Source organism: Bradyrhizobium pachyrhizi, from assembly GCF_001189245.1.
Classification (GTDB): domain Bacteria; phylum Pseudomonadota; class Alphaproteobacteria; order Rhizobiales; family Xanthobacteraceae; genus Bradyrhizobium; species Bradyrhizobium pachyrhizi.
This window is the reverse complement of the sequence record NZ_LFIQ01000124.1, coordinates 257,403-272,811: the sequence shown is the minus strand read 5'-3', so window position 1 is coordinate 272,811 and position 15,409 is coordinate 257,403. Positions and strand designations below refer to the sequence as shown.

Genomic DNA, 15,409 nt, shown 5'->3' with positions numbered 1-15,409 from the left:
TGATGGCGTTCGGCTGCTTGATGTTATCAGCCGGTCTCGCGGGTAGCCTCGTTTGGCGATCGAGCCAAGGCTCGATCACGCCGTGGGTGGTCGAAGTGGACCATCTCGGCCAGGCCCAAAGGGTGGCGCCGGCCAACATCGATTATCAACCCACTGATGCGCAGATCGCCTACCATCTGGCGCGCTTCATAGAGGATGTCAGAGGCCTACCGGCCGACGGCATCGTTCTGCGCCAAAATTGGCTCCGGGCCTATGATTTTACGACCGATCGTGGTGCCGCTGCGCTCAACGACTATGCGCGCAACAATGACCCCTTTGCCAAGCTGGGCAAGGCCCAAATTTCCGTGGACGTCTCGAGCGTCATTCGCGCGTCGTTGGAAAGCTTTCGGGTCGCTTGGACCCAGCGCGTCTACGACAACGGCTCGTTGAGCTCGACCGAGCGCTGGACTGCAATTCTCTCGATCGTGATCGAGACACCCCGCGATGCCGAACGCCTGCGCAAGAATCCCCTTGGCGTCTACGTCCGCGCCATCAACTGGTCAAAGGAGTTGAGTCAGTGACCAAGACGCCGTCTGACGTTCATTCGAAACGTTCTCTCCAGCAAAGCAAGCTCAATTCGGCTTGGCCCGAGTTGGTGACCGCGAAGAGAGCATTTCTACCCGCTCTTCTGCTTTGTTCGTCAGCGCTTGGTGGGTGCGCGACCTACATACCGCCACAGATCAGCTATGATGCGGAAGTTCCTTCGATGCCAGCGTCGCCAGCGCCTCTGGACGACAAGTCGCAACCGCTACACGTTCCGCCCCTCTGGAAGCCGGCTCTCGGCGGCAAGGCGGCCGGGAAGGAAGAGCCTGAACCCATGAGCCGGATTGAGACGGCAAACAGCGCAGCCCGGGTCGAACCGCGCAAGCGGGGGTATTTCAACGCTGCGCAAATCTACGCCTACAGTCCCGGGGCGCTTTATCAGATTTACGCCGCACCGGGGCAGATTACGGATATCGCGCTTGAGGAGGGAGAGCAGTTGACGGGATCTGGACCGATCGCCGCCGGAGATACCGTGCGCTGGGTCGTGGGCGATACCGAGAGTGGAAGCGGCGATACGCGAAGGGTCCATGTCCTGGTCAAGCCGACCCGCGCATCGATCGAGACCAATCTGGTGGTCAATACTGACCGGCGCACCTACCTGATCGAGCTCCGCTCACGCGAGCGGCCATACATGCCATCGGTTGCCTGGTACTATCCGGAAACAATGCGCGAACGATCGCGTGCAGTCGCTCTGAGACCCTTGCTTCCGGAGCCGGCGCAACGCATCTCCCGCTACGCAATTGAAGGCGACAGCCCGCCTTGGCGGCCGCTGGCTGTCTATGACGACGGCCGTAAGGTCTATGTCGAATTCCCCCAAGGCATCGTGCAAGGCGAGATGCCACCACTCTTTATCATCGGTTCAGACGGCAAGACCGAACTCGCCAATTACCGTGCCTACGGCAACGTCCTGATCGTCGATCGGCTGTTTGCGGCTGCCGAATTGCGGCTCGGCGGTGAGCACCAGCAGAAAGTCAGGATTGTCAGGAAAGATGGGAGGCCGTCGTCATGAATACCGAGGTCGGAAACGATCGCGATCAGGCGGCTCCGCAGCAGGCACGAGACGGGCAATCCGGAAGTTTCCGCTTGAGAGCGGAGCATCCGCGCGTGACACGGTTGTCACGGAAGGTCCTGGCCGGAGGGAGCGCGGTTGTCATGCTCGTCATTGGCGGAACTGTGTTGTGGTCGCTGCAGAGTAACCGCCCCCTAAACCAGGCGGCCGAGGAGCTTTACAGCACAGACCATCATAATGTGGCCGACAGGATCACGGCACTGCCGAAGGACTACTCTGACACTCCACGCCGAGCGGTTCCGCAGCTCGGTCCGCCGCTCCCAGGAGACCTGGGGCGGCCGATCCTTGCTGCTCAGGGGCAGTCGCCAACCATCGGCTCTGATCCCGAACAGCAGCGCCGAGACCAAGAGACCGAAGCAGCCCGCATCAGTCGCTTGTTCGCTGCGAACAATGGCGGCGAAATGCGCGCGCCCGCCGCTGTGGCCGCTGGAACCGACCGCATCGCGTCTCCGAGCGCGACGAGCTCTGGCGACGACGGATTGGCGCAGAACGGTCAGGACCGGAAGCTTGCCTTCGCGAACGCGTCTGTGGACCGTCGCACGGTCAGCCCGGACCGCATCAGCCGCCCGGCTTCACCATACATCGTGCAGGCTGGGACGGTCATTCCGGGAGCCCTAATCACCGGGATTCGATCAGACCTTCCAGGCCAGGTCACAGCGCAGGTAACCGAGAATATCTTTGACACGCCGACAGGCCGCTTTCTGCTTGTGCCCCAGGGAGCGCGTCTCATCGGTATGTACGATAATCAGGTCTCATTCGGCCAGTCGCGCGTCCTGCTGGTCTGGACGCGGCTGATCATGCCGAATGGGCGTTCTATCGTTCTTGAGCGGCAGCCTGGCGCTGATAAGGCTGGCTATGCGGGTCTGGAAGACCAAGTCGACAATCACTGGGCAGAACTATTCAAGGCTGCGGCACTATCGACGCTTCTAGCTGTTGCGACGGAAGTAGGCGCGGGATCCGACACAAACAGCAACGACAGCGCGATTATCCAAGCGTTGCGTCACGGCGCCTCCGACTCACTGAATCAAACCGGACAGCAGGTCGTTCGCCGCAGTCTCGGCATCCAGCCTACCCTGACCGTGCGACCTGGCTTTCCGGTTCGTGTTCTGGTCAATCGTGACCTCATACTTGCGCCGTATGAAAGGTGAGAACATGCCAAAGCTCAAGATAGGAGAGCTTCAAGACGACAAGCCGGTCAAAGTGAGTACGGAGCTGCCGGCGGCCGTGCATCGTGATCTCATTGCATATGCAGAAGCCCTTACGCGTGAAGGTGGTCAAGTGGTTGAACCGACTAAGCTCATCGCCCCCATGTTGGCGCGCTTTATGGCCACGGATCGAGGGTTTTCTAAACTGAAACGTGAGGGGCACGTACCGGCCGCCGGCGAAGGGAAGTGATGGTCAATGCTTATCGAAGCTTCGCGGGACGCTAAATAACTGCGATGTCAACTTAGGCTGCTGAGTTTGTCCTGACAGTTGAGATATCGTTTAGCGTTCCCACGTCCGCCCTAAACAACTCCGGTAGCCAGGCTTTGTCCATTTTCGGATGCGAGAGCGCTTGTCGTGGCGGACACCTATTCGGTCACTTCAGGCGCGTCACACTTCTCCTGCCATCCACGCTGACGGGCACGTCACCATCGATCGTGGCCCGACGTACCACGCGATGCTGGTCCCCGTAATCGTTGACGGCGTAATGCTGTGTTGCGCGATTATCCCATATCGCGATATCGCCCTCTAACCAGTTCCACCGCACAGTGTTTTCGGGCGCGGTAATATGAGACTGGAACAGCTCGAACAGCTTTTGTCCGTCATATTTGGGCACCCCAACAAAGTGCTTCACCAAGGCGCCGAGCACTAGGGTCCGCTCGTCTGTCTCGGGGTGGACGCGCACCACGGGATGCTCAGTCTCAAAAATCCTACTGGTGAACACATCGTCAAAGTGTTTCTTGTCGATGTCACGGACGCGCGCGATCCCAGCGTAATCGAAAACGTTGCTGTGAACGGCCCATAGCTCCTCGGCAAGGCGTTGTAGCGGCGGCGGCAGATCAAGATAAGCGGCTGCTGTGTTCGACCAAACGGTATCGCCTCCGAACGTTGGCATTACAACGGCTCGCAAGACTAAAACCTTGGGATAGGCTTCGGCGAAGGTTCCATCCGCATGCCAAACATCGGCGCGACCGCCGCCGCGAGTGGAGTCCAGTTCAAGGAGCGACGTCGTCCCCTTGGTAGCACCGAGCATCGGATGCGGCACTAGCTTTCCGAGACGAGCGGCAAAACTCTCCTGCTCGGCGTCGTTGAGATGTCCTTGATTGCGAAAGAAGATCACCTTGTGCTCGAGCAACAAGCTGTTTATCGCAGCGATCGTGTGGTCCGGTAGATCGCCCGATAGCTTGATATTGTTGACTTCGGCACCGATGCGCGCCGCACGTTTCACAACATCGGTGCCCGGAATGACGTCATCGATCAAAGCCGTTGTGCTCCTGTTGACTTTCCAAGGCCTTGCAGTTCTTCCTCGCCTCTCGGTTCGCGAATGATCTGCAGCAAGCATCATGCCAGGCGAAAGACCGAACGTGTAGCCAGATCGCACTAAGCGGATCGCGATATTGACGCGACTTATCGGACTGAGCCGTCGGTTCGACCGAGTGAAAGAACTCGATCTCCGACCTCGAATATCACCGGATCGCGAAGACGAAGCGGATAGCAGCAGCGGGCCAGCCGCGGATCTTCAGTTATGTTCTTGTGGTCGCTTAACTGCTCCGAACAATGCAATGCTTCCGCAAAACCGGTAATAATTCATGATGGTCGTGAATCATGTAGTCAGGCCCCGCGGCGCATAGGCGCGATTCGGAAACAAATCCCCCCGTGATTGACACGTTGATAAGACCGAGATTGCGGGCGATCTCCGTCTCAACTGGCATGTCGCCCACGATGACGGTTCTTTCTGGGGATAGATCGTTGGCCTGCATATACAAACGCAGCCGTTCTTGCTTGCTCATGCTCCTAAACTGGGTTGCGCGGCTCTCAAATGCCAAAATATCCGTGACGTGAGTCTTGATTCCGAGTCTTCGCACTTGTGTGCGAATCGGTTCAACAATGTGATTGCTGACAATGACGGTTTGAACGGATCTCTGATCAAGGGCGAGCAAGACGTTTCGTGCCCCCTTACGTAAGGCAGCGTTGCGCGCCAAGAATTCGTAGGCGTCGTGAAAAATGGCGCTGTCGTTACTATGCACGACTTCGATTTCATCTTCCGACATGTCTAGGTTGCGGAAAAGAACCGAAAGAGGGAGTTCGAACTCCTCTCGAAGTCTGTGCATATCGACGGCTGATCGACCGAAGCGGCTCAAAATAGCATTAATGGTTTGCAGAACGGCATTGGCATCATCGAGCAGCGTGCCATTCCAGTCGAATACAACGGCGGATTTCATGCGTGAACCTAGACAAGTAATCGTGCGATATTAACGTGTTCGAGACTGGCTGTTTTCTGGTCTACGTGTTCGGTGCGATCCTGGTGGGTATGGTCGGACAGAGTGGTCAGCGGAACAACGCGCGCTAGTGAGCTGAGCGGGCGGACCGTTATTCTGAGGCGAGATGGGGGCGCAGAGCATGAGCATTGCTGCTTTTGTGGCCCTATTTCTGGATCGATTTAATTGAAGCAATAGTCATGCCAGCCGACGATCAAGGCCGAACGGGCTTTGGAAGGTCTGAACGCGTGCTATGCGCGCTGTACTGGACCTGACATGAGATTGTGCCTCTGTCAGAATGCGGACAAGAGTCTACCAGGTGCGATAAGTCCGAGCCGACTGACTCATTCGTGAGTATCGGTCGCAATTCTGGTGAGGCGAATGGGCTTCTCGATACCCTGAGTTGCTAGTCGAAGCTCGGGAGCTGAACAGCTTCCCATTGAGAAGACTGCAGCCAATGCTCAACATTCACTCTTCCAATCTGGCGCGAGCAACCATTGATGCCACGAGACAAAAATACCTTGAGCGGCGTAGCGGCTAAACTATTGCTGCTGGATCCCGTGAGAGCTGCGTGTCGACCGCCGCTCTTGACAACGGTCATGCATATGATCGTCTCAGTCCTGAACCAGGATAAGAGGTGCAACTTCTTGGTCTCGTGCCAGCTTGCTCGCGGCTAGGCCGGTGGCGACACCAATGCGGTCAGGCATGGGGCGATTTTGGCTCATCTTGCGCTTGCTTTCGACCCTGTTGATCGGGATGCGCACGCCGACGATTTCACGCAACTGGGTGGCAATGAAATCCACGGGAGCATCGCTGACGGCCCAAGGCGTCGCACGTGACGTTTCATGGATATTCGTCAGGCGCGTCACGATCTCAAGCAGGCGATCGGGATCGTCGAAGAACTCAATCGGCCCATGGGCATGGACCGCGATGTAATTCCATGTCGGCACCACATGCTCAGCTTGTCGTTTACTGGGATACCAGGATGGCGTCACGTAAGCTTCCGGGCCAGTAAAGATCGCCATCGCATCTCCGATCGTGGCGATGCGCCATTGCGGATTGCGCTTCGCAAGGTGCCCGTACAGCGTGCCGTGCTCGCCTTCGCTCTCATCGAGCAAGAGCGGAAGTGGCGTCGCAAGGGGTCCGCCAGACGTGGCCATGATCAGGTTGGCCAATCGAGCGCAGCGGATTGTCGCTCGCATGTTCTCGAGGTCGTCATCTCGAAAGGGGGACGGTGTGTACACGAAGGGGCTCCCGGTTGGGATGTCGTCGAGATGAACCCAGACCAACATGCTAGAAAAATGCCAGTTTCAGTCACCCCTTTGGAGGTTCGCCGTTGGATCCGGCCGCCTTTGCTTGGCCGCCTCATGATCGCCCGCTGACGTGTTCCTGGAGCCGTGATGTAACCGAGGGAGGCAATTATGACGCGCCAGTCCGGTTCCATGGGGCGTTCGCTTTCATTCACTGCTCTGAAAGTCTGGGGCGGCTGCTTACCGATTGGTGCGTGCCACGTTCAACCTGGAACCTCCCAACGGCCGGCTTACCGAGAGCAGAGCGGACAGCGGTGCTGACAACTTTCCGCTGGCTGCGCCGATAACTCCCTCAAGCCACCTCGATATCTCTCGTGGCACTTGCGGCGGGTCGAAATTTTATGAATGTCGCAGATTCCGATCTGTTTGATTTAATCGAGGTGGAGTGCGGAAGGACAACCTGTTATGGCCGATGGATTATGCGCGACGCATAACTAGTCTGGTTTTTTAGGGCAGAGTGTGTCCGAGGCGAAGGGTTGCCATGAGCGAGTTTATTTTCAGCGCAGGAATCGTTCTGTTTGGCTTTTGGCTGTCGCAATTGCGGCAATTCCTTTGTTTCTGATCGCGTTCAATCATCGGCCATCCGCCGTTCGATTGTCACTTCCTAACTCTCGCCTCCGTCAAACCTTGGTATATGCCGACGCCGCTAAGACGGCCTTGCTCCGTTCCGTTACTGGCGTTAACGCTGGGCCACTAGTTTGGTTAAAGGGAATACAGTGAGCAAAGCCCGGGAATTTATCGACTTCTGGATCGAGAATAGCGTTCACGCCGTCGAGCAGTATCGGACTCCCGGCGCGTCGCAGGATGTTGCGGAACTCACTGAGCGCCTTGTCGAGGCTGCCAAAGAGCAGGATATTTCAGAAGCCGAGTTGCGGGCTGAGATGAGCGATATCTCTGAGCACATTGGAGAGCGGCTCAGGGCTGCAAATAGGGCTGAGCGCGAACGGCGCACGCCCACCTAGGAGAGCGAAGTCCGCTTACCTACTAGCCGGACGTCGCCGGCTCAATGCGACGTTCCTCAACATTCGCTGCTGCTCAGCTATCAAGCTACCGCCATCCGATTGCGCGAACACCGCGACAGCCGCCGCTCAGCTATTCGCCTTCAAGGCCGGTGCCTTGAGGGACAATCATGAGATTGAGCTTCTTAATGGCGGCGTTGCGCTCGCTCAGTTGCCGCGTAATTTTGCCGTCGACCCGCTTGAAAAACCCGAACGGCGTTACACGAAAGTTGCAAGACCTACATTGTGAATTGTTCCGGGGCTCGTCAGCTTGTCGACAGCTAAGGATCACAGCATGGGAAGGTCTCTAGCTAGACTGACAGGTCCGGCTTGATTTGCCCAGACCTGGGGGAGGAGAATCGGATGGATTGCTTTGAAAATATCAACAGCTTCGACGACCCAGATCTCACGCAGACGTCTTTGCACCGGCAGAAAGTGCTGGGGTGGGCGAATGAGGCTGCGTGTTCGGCGATCCTGGATCGTAACCGCTGTAGTTGACCGCCTCTTTATTGTTCGTCGGTGGCACGCGAGGTGGCCGGCGGCTTCGAGAGCTGCCGTCGACGTTTGCTTCCGGTGGAGCTGTGCCTTTCCTGGAGGGGCCCGCGTGCAGCTTTTCGGCCGTTTCCGGCATCTATGAAATTGGTGATGCAAGCAATGAAGAAGTCAACGATACGAGAGCTTTCCCTCGTCTACAAGCTGTGCGTTCTGAGCGTTGGGGTGCTGGTCTCCTCGGCAGCTGGCGCAACTGACGATTTGATGAGCGCTGCCAAGGAGGCATTCAAACCGATTCCTTCGGTCGTTCCTGCGATAAAGGACAACACAGTCACCCACGAAAAGGTCGAACTTGGCAAGACACTGTTCTTCGATCCGAGGCTATCGGCGAGCGGAATCATTAGTTGCAATACGTGCCATAACCTTGGCGCGGGCGGCGTAGATGCCGGTCCAACGTCGGTGGGGCATGGCTGGCAGCGGGGTCCACGTCGGGCACCTACCGTCTATAACGCAGTATTCAATGTGGCGCAGTTCTGGGATGGGCGCGCGGCAGATCTCAAGGCGCAAGCTACCGGCCCCATCCAGGCGAGTGTCGAAATGAATGCCACGCCGGACAGGGTACTCAATACGTTGAATTCGATGACCGACTATGTCGTCATGTTCCAGAAAGCGTTCCCGAACGAGGCGAGGCCCGTCACCTTTGACAATTCCGCCAAGGCGATCGAGGCTTTCGAAGCGACTCTGATTACACCTGCTGCCCCGTTTGATCAGTACCTCAAGGGCGATGAGCATGCTCTCGATGATCAGCAGAAGGCGGGACTAAAGCTATTCATGGAAAAAGGATGCTCGTCTTGCCACAATGGAATCAACGTCGGTGGACAGGATTACTTCCCGTTCGGCGTGGTTGAAAGGCCCGACGGAACGCTGCTTCCATCCGCCGACAAGGGCCGTTTTGCGGTTACCAAGGTAGCCAGCGATGAGTACGTTTTCCGCGCCGCGCCGTTGCGCAACGTCGCGTTGCGGGCCCCGTACTTCCACTCGGGCCAAGCCTGGAGCCTTAAGCAAGCGGTTGGCGTGATGAGTGAGACCCAGCTCGGCGCGAAGCTCAGCGATAAAGAGGAAAACGACATTGTCGCGTTTCTAAATTCGCTAACTGGGCAGCTGCCCAAGATCGAATATCCGAGACTGCCCACGCGTAGTGATACAACGCCAAGGCCCTCTCTAGACAAATAGAACCACCGATAAGGCGGATGCCGTGCGTCCGCGGATGCCGTGCGTCCATGGTTCAATGACATTCAGGATGTGCGCGTCGCTAAGCGTGCCCAATCTTAATTGTCGTTGTCCACGCGTCTATGACCACCGACTCCATGCCGTTCTTCAGTGCATCGTCGGGATATCGGAGATCCTCGTAGTTATCGGGCGCGACGACGGCTACATTAAATTTGGAGAGGTCAGGATCGCCAACATCGGACTTGAAGGTCTGCCAGAGCTGCGGCAAGCCCTGGCCGAGCTTTTTCAATTCCTGAAGGGTCCTCGTCTTCACCATCGCGCCCTTCAACATGCATTCGATTGCGTGATGAAGAAGGTTGCCGCAGATCGGGTTGAGGCCAGCGGTCACGGCGTGCCTGCCCGCGACATAGTACTGGCACCCGCTCCCAGAAGTGATTCTGTCGCTGTGCGGCGTTTTGCATCCAGCACCCTGAATGAAAATCGAACTGTCGTGTCGCGCTCAAGGAGTGATCCGTAGACGTCGGCAATTCGTTGATTTTACTGATATCGGTTGACGACGGCTTGCAACACGGAGACGGGCAATGGAACGAAGCCGAAACTGCAACAAACCTTTATTTTATCGGCACAAATGCTGGCGATCCCGGTAGGATTGGCGAGATCGGCGAGTATCTGGGATTCGGCGGCCAATATGCGCCGAGGATGGCCGGCAAGGAGGTTCGCGCAGCAGTGGCTGCATTGAACGAGGCTATGGCTGAGGATGAGCCGGCTGCTGCGCAGGGCGCGCGGTGACACGCTGTCGATACGACAGCGCACCTGACCGTCCCTATGATGACTGTAACCCAGTGGCGGCGCTGTCGAGCTTTATCGCTTGCGTCGGGCTGTAGTCAGGATTACCGCCGCGCGCGGAGGGCCGCACCATGGCGAGGTCTCTCGTTGTACACAGGGATCGGGTACCCGAGTCGCAGAAGATTTATCGCGCGGCACAGTACGTCCGCATGTCCACCGATTACCAGCAATACTCAATTGAAAATCAGGCGGTGGCAATCGCCGCCTATGCCGAACTCCACAGACTCAGGATCGTTCGCACCTATCGTGACGAAGGGGAAAGCGGTCTCAAAATCGAGAATAGAACAGGCTTAAGCGCGTTGCTTGTTGCTGCGAGTGACGCTGGTGTCCTGCCAAAAGGTTCGGGGAAATCCAATCCTAGCCTCTCGCCGCCAGAGCTTGCGCATCTGAACAGATGAGTTCGATTGGCGAGCAGTTCGGCGTCAAAAGTCGCCGCAAGATGCTGCGGGCAGACGTTCCTGGTAGAGCCAACCAGACAATCCGGATGTGGACGCTGACATCAAAGCCAGACTCCACCATCGAGCGCTTGGAAAAGGGCTACCTGGACGCCTTGTCGTCTGTCGATCTCGCCGAGAACATCGGCAAACAGCTTCATGCGGATACTCGATACACCGATCAGGGCCGACAGGATCAGTACCGCGATCACATCCTGCACCAGGCCGTGCCCGTATTTCATCAGGGGCGCTGCGCGATCTCGAGAGCCAAGCAGGAGCTCGACCGCATGCGCGCTCGTCTACAACTTCCGAAGGCCGATCCAGCCGACGCGGCAGGGGGCATCGCGAAGATGGAGATCCGGACATGGCTGCGCGGTTTGCCGCAGGTCGAACGCGACAAGATCACCAGGGCAGAGAACCTCGATCCGCAGGTCCGCGCGGCCATCATCGAGGGGCAGCGCTCGCTTTGACGGGTGTGGCTGACAGCAAGCTTGGCGCCCGATCGCTAATGGATTTTCCACAATCCTCGCATGTAATCAAAGCCATGCGTCAGGGTCTCCCCGGTCTCAAACGGCATCCTTCCGCAACCAACGGTGGAGAACAAGCCGGAATTTTACGGGATCGTCATTGGTTAAGCCCTGAACCGCCTGAGTACATTGGCAAGCCGCTTCGTGCCCTTCTGCATGTGCGAGCGGGTACCGAGTATGGGCCTCGATTCTCATCACGCTTGAGCGGGCCGGCACCGCGAATGGAACTGGCGGGGCAGGAGCGGTTGCGCGGCAGCGGCTCCAACACTGGCCATGGCCCCCAGAAGTGCTAGGGGCTGTTCGCTCCCCCCGTGGCGGCGCGCGCCTTCACCCACGGCAGAACTTGCTTGAAAATTGCCGGTACGTAATTTCCTTTCCGCTACCGCAAATGTTGTCGCACGTTTCGTTGAAAGCGCTTCTCGAAAAACTGGGATGGTCATTTTCAATAGAAAGCATCATGCGGTTGCCGCTGGCGGACGAGTTGTATGGATTGAAGCAAGGTCGTGTTTCACTAGACGCGCATGCTTTTATCGTCTCATGCAAATCGCTACATGTTCTGGCGTCGATTTTCGAGGTGATCTTCGAGCGATGAACTGACAGAGTGCCTCTTCGAAAACTCCCAGCTAGCCGATAACCCTGCTTATTGCCGATCTTGAAGGTCGCCGTGTCGGTTCGAGCGTTTATATGGAGGACCGTTAGCTCACACCAATAACAATCTTCTACAACATTTTTGACCGTTATTTTTGAACCCCGTTCGACAACGAGTCGAACGTCCCGCGAAGGGCAACCGTTACCGCCGCAGGAATCGGAAATTGGCAAGAGAATGTAGCTTCTAGTTTTGACCGGCTCGCCGAAATAGAGAACACCCCCTGCAGTCGAACAGAAGACGCGCTCGCCGTTGCGGAGCAGGCACTGTGTGTATTCATGTTCGGGTGTTTCTGAAATTGTGTAGGTCGAATGTGTCGTACGCAGCGTATTGTTGGCTTCATTCTCAGCGGATTTCGCAGACTGCAGCATTGGAAGAAGCCATATAACGGCTCCGATCATCAAACACAGTGCTGAATCGGTTCTTCGCATGTACCCAAGCGCTCGTGGCTAAAAGCTAGCTGACACCTACCCCCATATCTTCTTGACCTCTTGGCCAGTGTGAAGGGCCGGGTTCTTACGGGGGGCGATTGTGATCTGGTTCACAAATGCGCGGGTGAATGGCTGCTAGATCGTGTTTTCGCTGGGGGATTTAAGGGGCTCAGTGACAGGCGCCGCCGGGACGCGATATTTCGAGCCCGACGGCGTAGTTTTTTCAAGGGCGTTGAAGCGGCCTTGGGAGCGCAATGATGAACGCGCGTGTCACAAAACCTTGGCGGACAAGTGCCAAGCTCCCGGAGCTGGGATTTCATGGCCCAGACTGGAATGCGTGGCGATCGCCGCGCGAGCGAACATACTCCGCTCGCGCGGAGTTCAGCATCAATCTCCAATTGGAGGGAAACGCATGTTCGATGCCGAAACGACCACGCTGCTAAGAGCGGTGCTAGAGGAAGTTTGCGAGAATATTTCCGTCTTTGAAACCGGCGCTAGGACGCACGTTGCTTCCAAGATCCTCGAAGCCGCGGCAAACGGTCGACTCTCAATAGATGACTTGAAGGCAGCGGGTTACAACGCCCTGAACACGCCTACGATGTGGCGCTGAGTTTCGTCGACGCTGTGTGATGCTGAGTCTCTCTCGGTGAGACGCTGTTCAAGTGCGGCAATGGTCACCCTGAGATTGTCGCGCCGATCGTTCAGCGACTTTGCCAAAATCGCATACCTCACGTTGGATCGGTCGAAAATCCTCGCGCGTTCTTCTTCGGCCGCGATCTCAGCTTCGATCAGTTGGAGGGTGCGGACAAGATCAGCCAGTATCTTGCTGATCGTCAATTCTCGTACCGTGCTTTCGCGGGCTGTCTCAAAACGAGGATGCATATTCATTTGCGTGCTCCGAATGTTCGAGTTCGGCACACCGAATAGCTGGTGGCCGAACTATTCACGCACGCATCGCAAGTTGTCTGCCAGAGGCGGTCCCGTAAGAATACTGTCGTGCCGATGAGCACAACAGAGGCGTGGTGGACGCTTGCTCAAGCGGGGTTGGGTGTCGGCTAGATCCGCGCCTTGCGCCATCCGGCTGCAAGCGCGCTTGCTTCCGAGCAAAACCAGCGCTCACCGCGAAACCAATTGATCCGTGTCTGCGAATAGTACATCTGCCCCGGAAGGTGATATATCCGCTCGCCGGCTGCGCTTAGATTTCCCTTGATGGGGCAGCCGAGAAGCGCTGGCGCATAATCGAGTGCGACGAAGACGAGAAACGACAATCCCAGCACCGCAGCGAATATTGCGAGCCCTCGATTCATCTCATTATCTCGAATAATTCGTTCACCTCGCTCAGCCGCGGCTTCGTGCCGGCCGGCGTGTACTCTAGTAGCATGTGCCTGGTGCCGACTGCGATCCGGTCGCGGCGGATGTCATCCTGCTCGGCGTGATATGCCCGCATGTCCGCAGCGAACTGCCGGGCCACCGCCGGCGGGATCTCGAGCGGCTTCCGGGTGATTGGCATGCCCGGAAGGTAGGTATCAGATGCCGGTTTCGCGAATCGGCCTGGCGACACAGGGTAGGGCTGCGCGGCAGCGGCCCCGGCACTGGCCTCCACGGCCCCCAGAAGTGCTGGGGCCGTTTCGTTATCGCGCGAACAGGTCTTTGCGAGCCCTGCAGCATTCTCACGAACGTCACGTTCTCAGGCTGGTGGCTGTAACTCCTGTGAAGCCAGCCATCGCGTCATCCGGCAGGCTACTTCAGCCTGCCGCGCCCGCCGAATAAGCCGGTCGCGCTCGACTCCTGGCGGGGTGCCGCGCGCCTCTTTTCGCAGCCGCTCAGCTTCCGCGCAGACGCTCTTATCGAGAGGATCAATTCGCTTGGAAAGTCGGAGCTCGGTCATGCGCTCCCCTCCCTGGTATGCAGGCGGGAGCGCGATCGGTCTCTCAGCCACCGACGCCTACAGGCAACCCTTGGCCGGTGATGTTGGAACAATGATCCTGAACAGAGATGGTTGCAAGGAACTTGCGGCCCGCAAAACCCCGGTGAGATGGCACCTGCGCTGAGGCAGCCCTGCCATTTTGAGAAAGCCTGTCCCTCACATATCGTGATGTTGGCGTAAGACGAACGCCACGCCGCGGCGCGGGCGGCTGTGGTGACGACCGGGAAATGGACCTCGGCACCTTCGACCGCATGCTGGACCAGCGGTACGCCTCCCGCCAGCGTCTCGGCGAAGAGACATTTGAGGTCGACGCCGAGCAGGACCAAGCGGACTCCGAGCCGAGCCTCGGCAGCCTCCTATGGGCCAGCCAGACCCATTGGGCGGCCGGTGATGCCCGCGACCTTGAGGAGGGGTTCGAGACCGGCATCGCGGATCTGGACGGCCTACTCGAGCAGATCGGGTCGCAGGATTGATAACACCGGAGCATGGTATGAACCAGATAACCCGAGGGGTCGGCCTGCAGATGATTGCGGGTGCTGCCGGCTCAACGCTCAGTGGATCAGCCGGAGTCGCCGAGGCTTCCGTTGATCCAGCATTCGCCGCCATCGCCAAACATCGTCAGGCCTCGGCGGACCACTTGGCTTCCATCGAACCATACGATTGGGCGGAGCGCGGCACAGACGCCTACTACGCCGCCCGAGACCATAACGAGGCTTGTTGTTACACCGCGATGGATGCTGCGTGGGAGCTGGCGTCAACGATACCCACGACTATCGCCGGCATCGCTGCCGATCTCCAGTACGCGAACGAGGTGGAAGACGCAGGCGACGAATGGCCGGTCACTAACACCATCGGACCGGACGGCTGGCATTATCAACTGCGACAAGCGATGGCCGTTGCGGCAGCCAACCTAGCGGCGGCGTGACGACGAACACCGTCGCCTGCAACCACAATTGAGCCACCTGTCATATGCAGCCCGCCGGTTCACACCGGCGGGTTTTCCCTTGGCGCAGTTTCCATTGTTTCAGGTGGTCGACGGCGGCGTGCGCTATGTTCGATCATGGCTTTCACCGCCTCATCTTCGTCGGCGCAAAAAGCGATGCTTCGCCGATCGGCAAACACGAGCCACTGGCGAAGGCCAACTTCCCTGATGACGTACTCGGTCATTTTCGAGCGTCCTGCAGCGAGTGGACTACATCTTATGCAAGCGACGTTGCTGTTCCATTAATCAGAATCCGGCTGGGGTCACGCCGCCGGGCTCGAAATGTTTTGTCGCGGCGGTGGGATTTCAGCTGGCCCCGATAATCGCTGCTTCGTGGGCTGAAGGGTTAAATCAGCAGCTTCTTGCTCAGCCTTTGTATGCCCAGCGGGCGGTTCAATCGGGCTTTCGGACCAATGCCTTTCAGGTGCTCCCGCTAGAACCGGCTGCTTACGCCTGGCTGCCCACCGCTGTTCG

Annotated in this window: 20 protein-coding genes; 11 read left to right on the top strand and 9 right to left on the bottom strand. The window is 57.8% G+C overall.

What is annotated here, in order from left to right:
• The 4 genes from trbF to AKL29_RS39755 all read left to right on the top strand — a co-directional run.
• A partial coding sequence (gene trbF, locus AKL29_RS39770) for a conjugal transfer protein TrbF (RefSeq protein WP_082190836.1) occupies nucleotides 1-560 on the top strand: 560 nt, incomplete at its 5' end.
• Nucleotides 557-1,591 carry a P-type conjugative transfer protein TrbG gene (trbG, locus tag AKL29_RS39765; protein WP_050387940.1) on the top strand — a complete coding sequence of 345 codons (1,035 nt, stop codon included), beginning with the start codon at nucleotides 557-559 and terminating at the stop codon, nucleotides 1,589-1,591. The genes trbF and trbG, both read left to right, overlap by 4 nt.
• On the top strand, nucleotides 1,588-2,799 hold the full coding sequence (locus tag AKL29_RS39760; protein WP_050387939.1) for a TraB/TrbI/VirB10 family type IV secretion system protein: 1,212 nt from the start codon (nucleotides 1,588-1,590) through the stop codon (nucleotides 2,797-2,799). Before trbG ends, AKL29_RS39760 begins: the two co-directional genes overlap by 4 nt.
• Before the next feature lie 4 nt (nucleotides 2,800-2,803).
• On the top strand, nucleotides 2,804-3,046 hold the full coding sequence (locus AKL29_RS39755) for a DUF2274 domain-containing protein (RefSeq protein ID WP_050387970.1): 243 nt from the start codon (nucleotides 2,804-2,806) through the stop codon (nucleotides 3,044-3,046).
• 184 nt (nucleotides 3,047-3,230) lie between these two features.
• Here AKL29_RS39755 and AKL29_RS39750 read toward each other — a convergent pair whose 3' ends face one another.
• The 3 genes from AKL29_RS39750 to AKL29_RS39740 form a co-directional block, all read right to left on the bottom strand.
• Nucleotides 3,231-4,115 (bottom strand): TauD/TfdA family dioxygenase, encoded by an 885-nt coding sequence (locus AKL29_RS39750; RefSeq protein ID WP_050387938.1) that lies wholly within the window; start codon nucleotides 4,113-4,115, stop codon nucleotides 3,231-3,233.
• A 280-nt stretch (nucleotides 4,116-4,395) separates the two neighbouring features.
• A complete protein-coding gene (locus AKL29_RS39745; RefSeq protein WP_050387937.1) occupies nucleotides 4,396-5,076 on the bottom strand; it encodes an HAD family hydrolase in 681 nt (226 codons plus the stop codon).
• 650 nt (nucleotides 5,077-5,726) lie between these two features.
• On the bottom strand, nucleotides 5,727-6,356 hold the full coding sequence (locus tag AKL29_RS39740; protein ID WP_050387969.1) for an FMN-binding negative transcriptional regulator: 630 nt from the start codon (nucleotides 6,354-6,356) through the stop codon (nucleotides 5,727-5,729).
• A 782-nt stretch (nucleotides 6,357-7,138) separates the two neighbouring features.
• Between AKL29_RS39740 and AKL29_RS39735 the strand changes: the two genes are divergently transcribed.
• Entirely contained in the window at nucleotides 7,139-7,384 is a 246-nt protein-coding gene (locus tag AKL29_RS39735) for a hypothetical protein (RefSeq protein ID WP_028336511.1), read from the top strand.
• Between the two features lie 690 nt (nucleotides 7,385-8,074).
• Entirely contained in the window at nucleotides 8,075-9,145 is a 1,071-nt protein-coding gene (locus AKL29_RS39730; RefSeq protein WP_082190843.1) for a cytochrome-c peroxidase, read from the top strand.
• A gap of 79 nt (nucleotides 9,146-9,224) precedes the next feature.
• On the opposite strand, the gene AKL29_RS39725 is transcribed toward AKL29_RS39730, so the two are convergent.
• The gene (locus AKL29_RS39725; protein WP_152977971.1) at nucleotides 9,225-9,530 is read right to left on the bottom strand and encodes a hypothetical protein; all 306 of its coding nucleotides are present in this window, start codon (nucleotides 9,528-9,530) and stop codon (nucleotides 9,225-9,227) included.
• 143 nt (nucleotides 9,531-9,673) lie between these two features.
• Between AKL29_RS39725 and AKL29_RS39720 the strand changes: the two genes are divergently transcribed.
• From AKL29_RS39720 to AKL29_RS39715, 3 genes are all read left to right on the top strand, one after another.
• A complete protein-coding gene (locus AKL29_RS39720; RefSeq protein WP_050387935.1) occupies nucleotides 9,674-9,931 on the top strand; it encodes a hypothetical protein in 258 nt (85 codons plus the stop codon).
• A gap of 128 nt (nucleotides 9,932-10,059) precedes the next feature.
• Nucleotides 10,060-10,386, top strand: a complete 327-nt coding sequence (locus tag AKL29_RS41480) for a recombinase family protein (protein WP_082190835.1) — start codon at nucleotides 10,060-10,062, stop codon at nucleotides 10,384-10,386.
• Nucleotides 10,383-10,892 carry a hypothetical protein gene (locus AKL29_RS39715; protein ID WP_050387934.1) on the top strand — a complete coding sequence of 170 codons (510 nt, stop codon included), beginning with the start codon at nucleotides 10,383-10,385 and terminating at the stop codon, nucleotides 10,890-10,892. Before AKL29_RS41480 ends, AKL29_RS39715 begins: the two co-directional genes overlap by 4 nt.
• A gap of 384 nt (nucleotides 10,893-11,276) precedes the next feature.
• On the opposite strand, the gene AKL29_RS43825 is transcribed toward AKL29_RS39715, so the two are convergent.
• The 4 genes from AKL29_RS43825 to AKL29_RS43155 form a co-directional block, all read right to left on the bottom strand.
• Nucleotides 11,277-11,966 carry a hypothetical protein gene (locus AKL29_RS43825; RefSeq protein ID WP_152977969.1) on the bottom strand — a complete coding sequence of 230 codons (690 nt, stop codon included), beginning with the start codon at nucleotides 11,964-11,966 and terminating at the stop codon, nucleotides 11,277-11,279.
• Nucleotides 11,967-12,599: 633 nt separating this feature from the next.
• The gene (locus tag AKL29_RS39705; protein ID WP_193395282.1) at nucleotides 12,600-12,914 is read right to left on the bottom strand and encodes a hypothetical protein; all 315 of its coding nucleotides are present in this window, start codon (nucleotides 12,912-12,914) and stop codon (nucleotides 12,600-12,602) included.
• A 167-nt stretch (nucleotides 12,915-13,081) separates the two neighbouring features.
• A complete protein-coding gene (locus AKL29_RS46850; RefSeq protein ID WP_143270979.1) occupies nucleotides 13,082-13,333 on the bottom strand; it encodes a sunset domain-containing protein in 252 nt (83 codons plus the stop codon).
• A complete protein-coding gene (locus tag AKL29_RS43155) occupies nucleotides 13,330-13,536 on the bottom strand; it encodes a hypothetical protein (RefSeq protein WP_028336521.1) in 207 nt (68 codons plus the stop codon). The genes AKL29_RS46850 and AKL29_RS43155 overlap by 4 nt, the downstream gene beginning before the upstream one ends.
• A 644-nt stretch (nucleotides 13,537-14,180) precedes the next feature.
• Here AKL29_RS43155 and AKL29_RS39690 point away from each other — a divergent pair.
• A complete protein-coding gene (locus AKL29_RS39690; RefSeq protein ID WP_050387931.1) occupies nucleotides 14,181-14,426 on the top strand; it encodes a hypothetical protein in 246 nt (81 codons plus the stop codon).
• A 17-nt stretch (nucleotides 14,427-14,443) separates the two neighbouring features.
• Nucleotides 14,444-14,878: a hypothetical protein gene (locus tag AKL29_RS39685; protein WP_050387930.1), complete on the top strand. Its 435-nt coding sequence runs from the start codon at nucleotides 14,444-14,446 to the stop codon at nucleotides 14,876-14,878.
• Nucleotides 14,879-14,937: 59 nt separating this feature from the next.
• Here AKL29_RS39685 and AKL29_RS42580 read toward each other — a convergent pair whose 3' ends face one another.
• Nucleotides 14,938-15,120 (bottom strand): hypothetical protein, encoded by a 183-nt coding sequence (locus AKL29_RS42580; protein ID WP_152977968.1) that lies wholly within the window; start codon nucleotides 15,118-15,120, stop codon nucleotides 14,938-14,940.
• Nucleotides 15,121-15,409 lie beyond the last annotated feature (289 nt).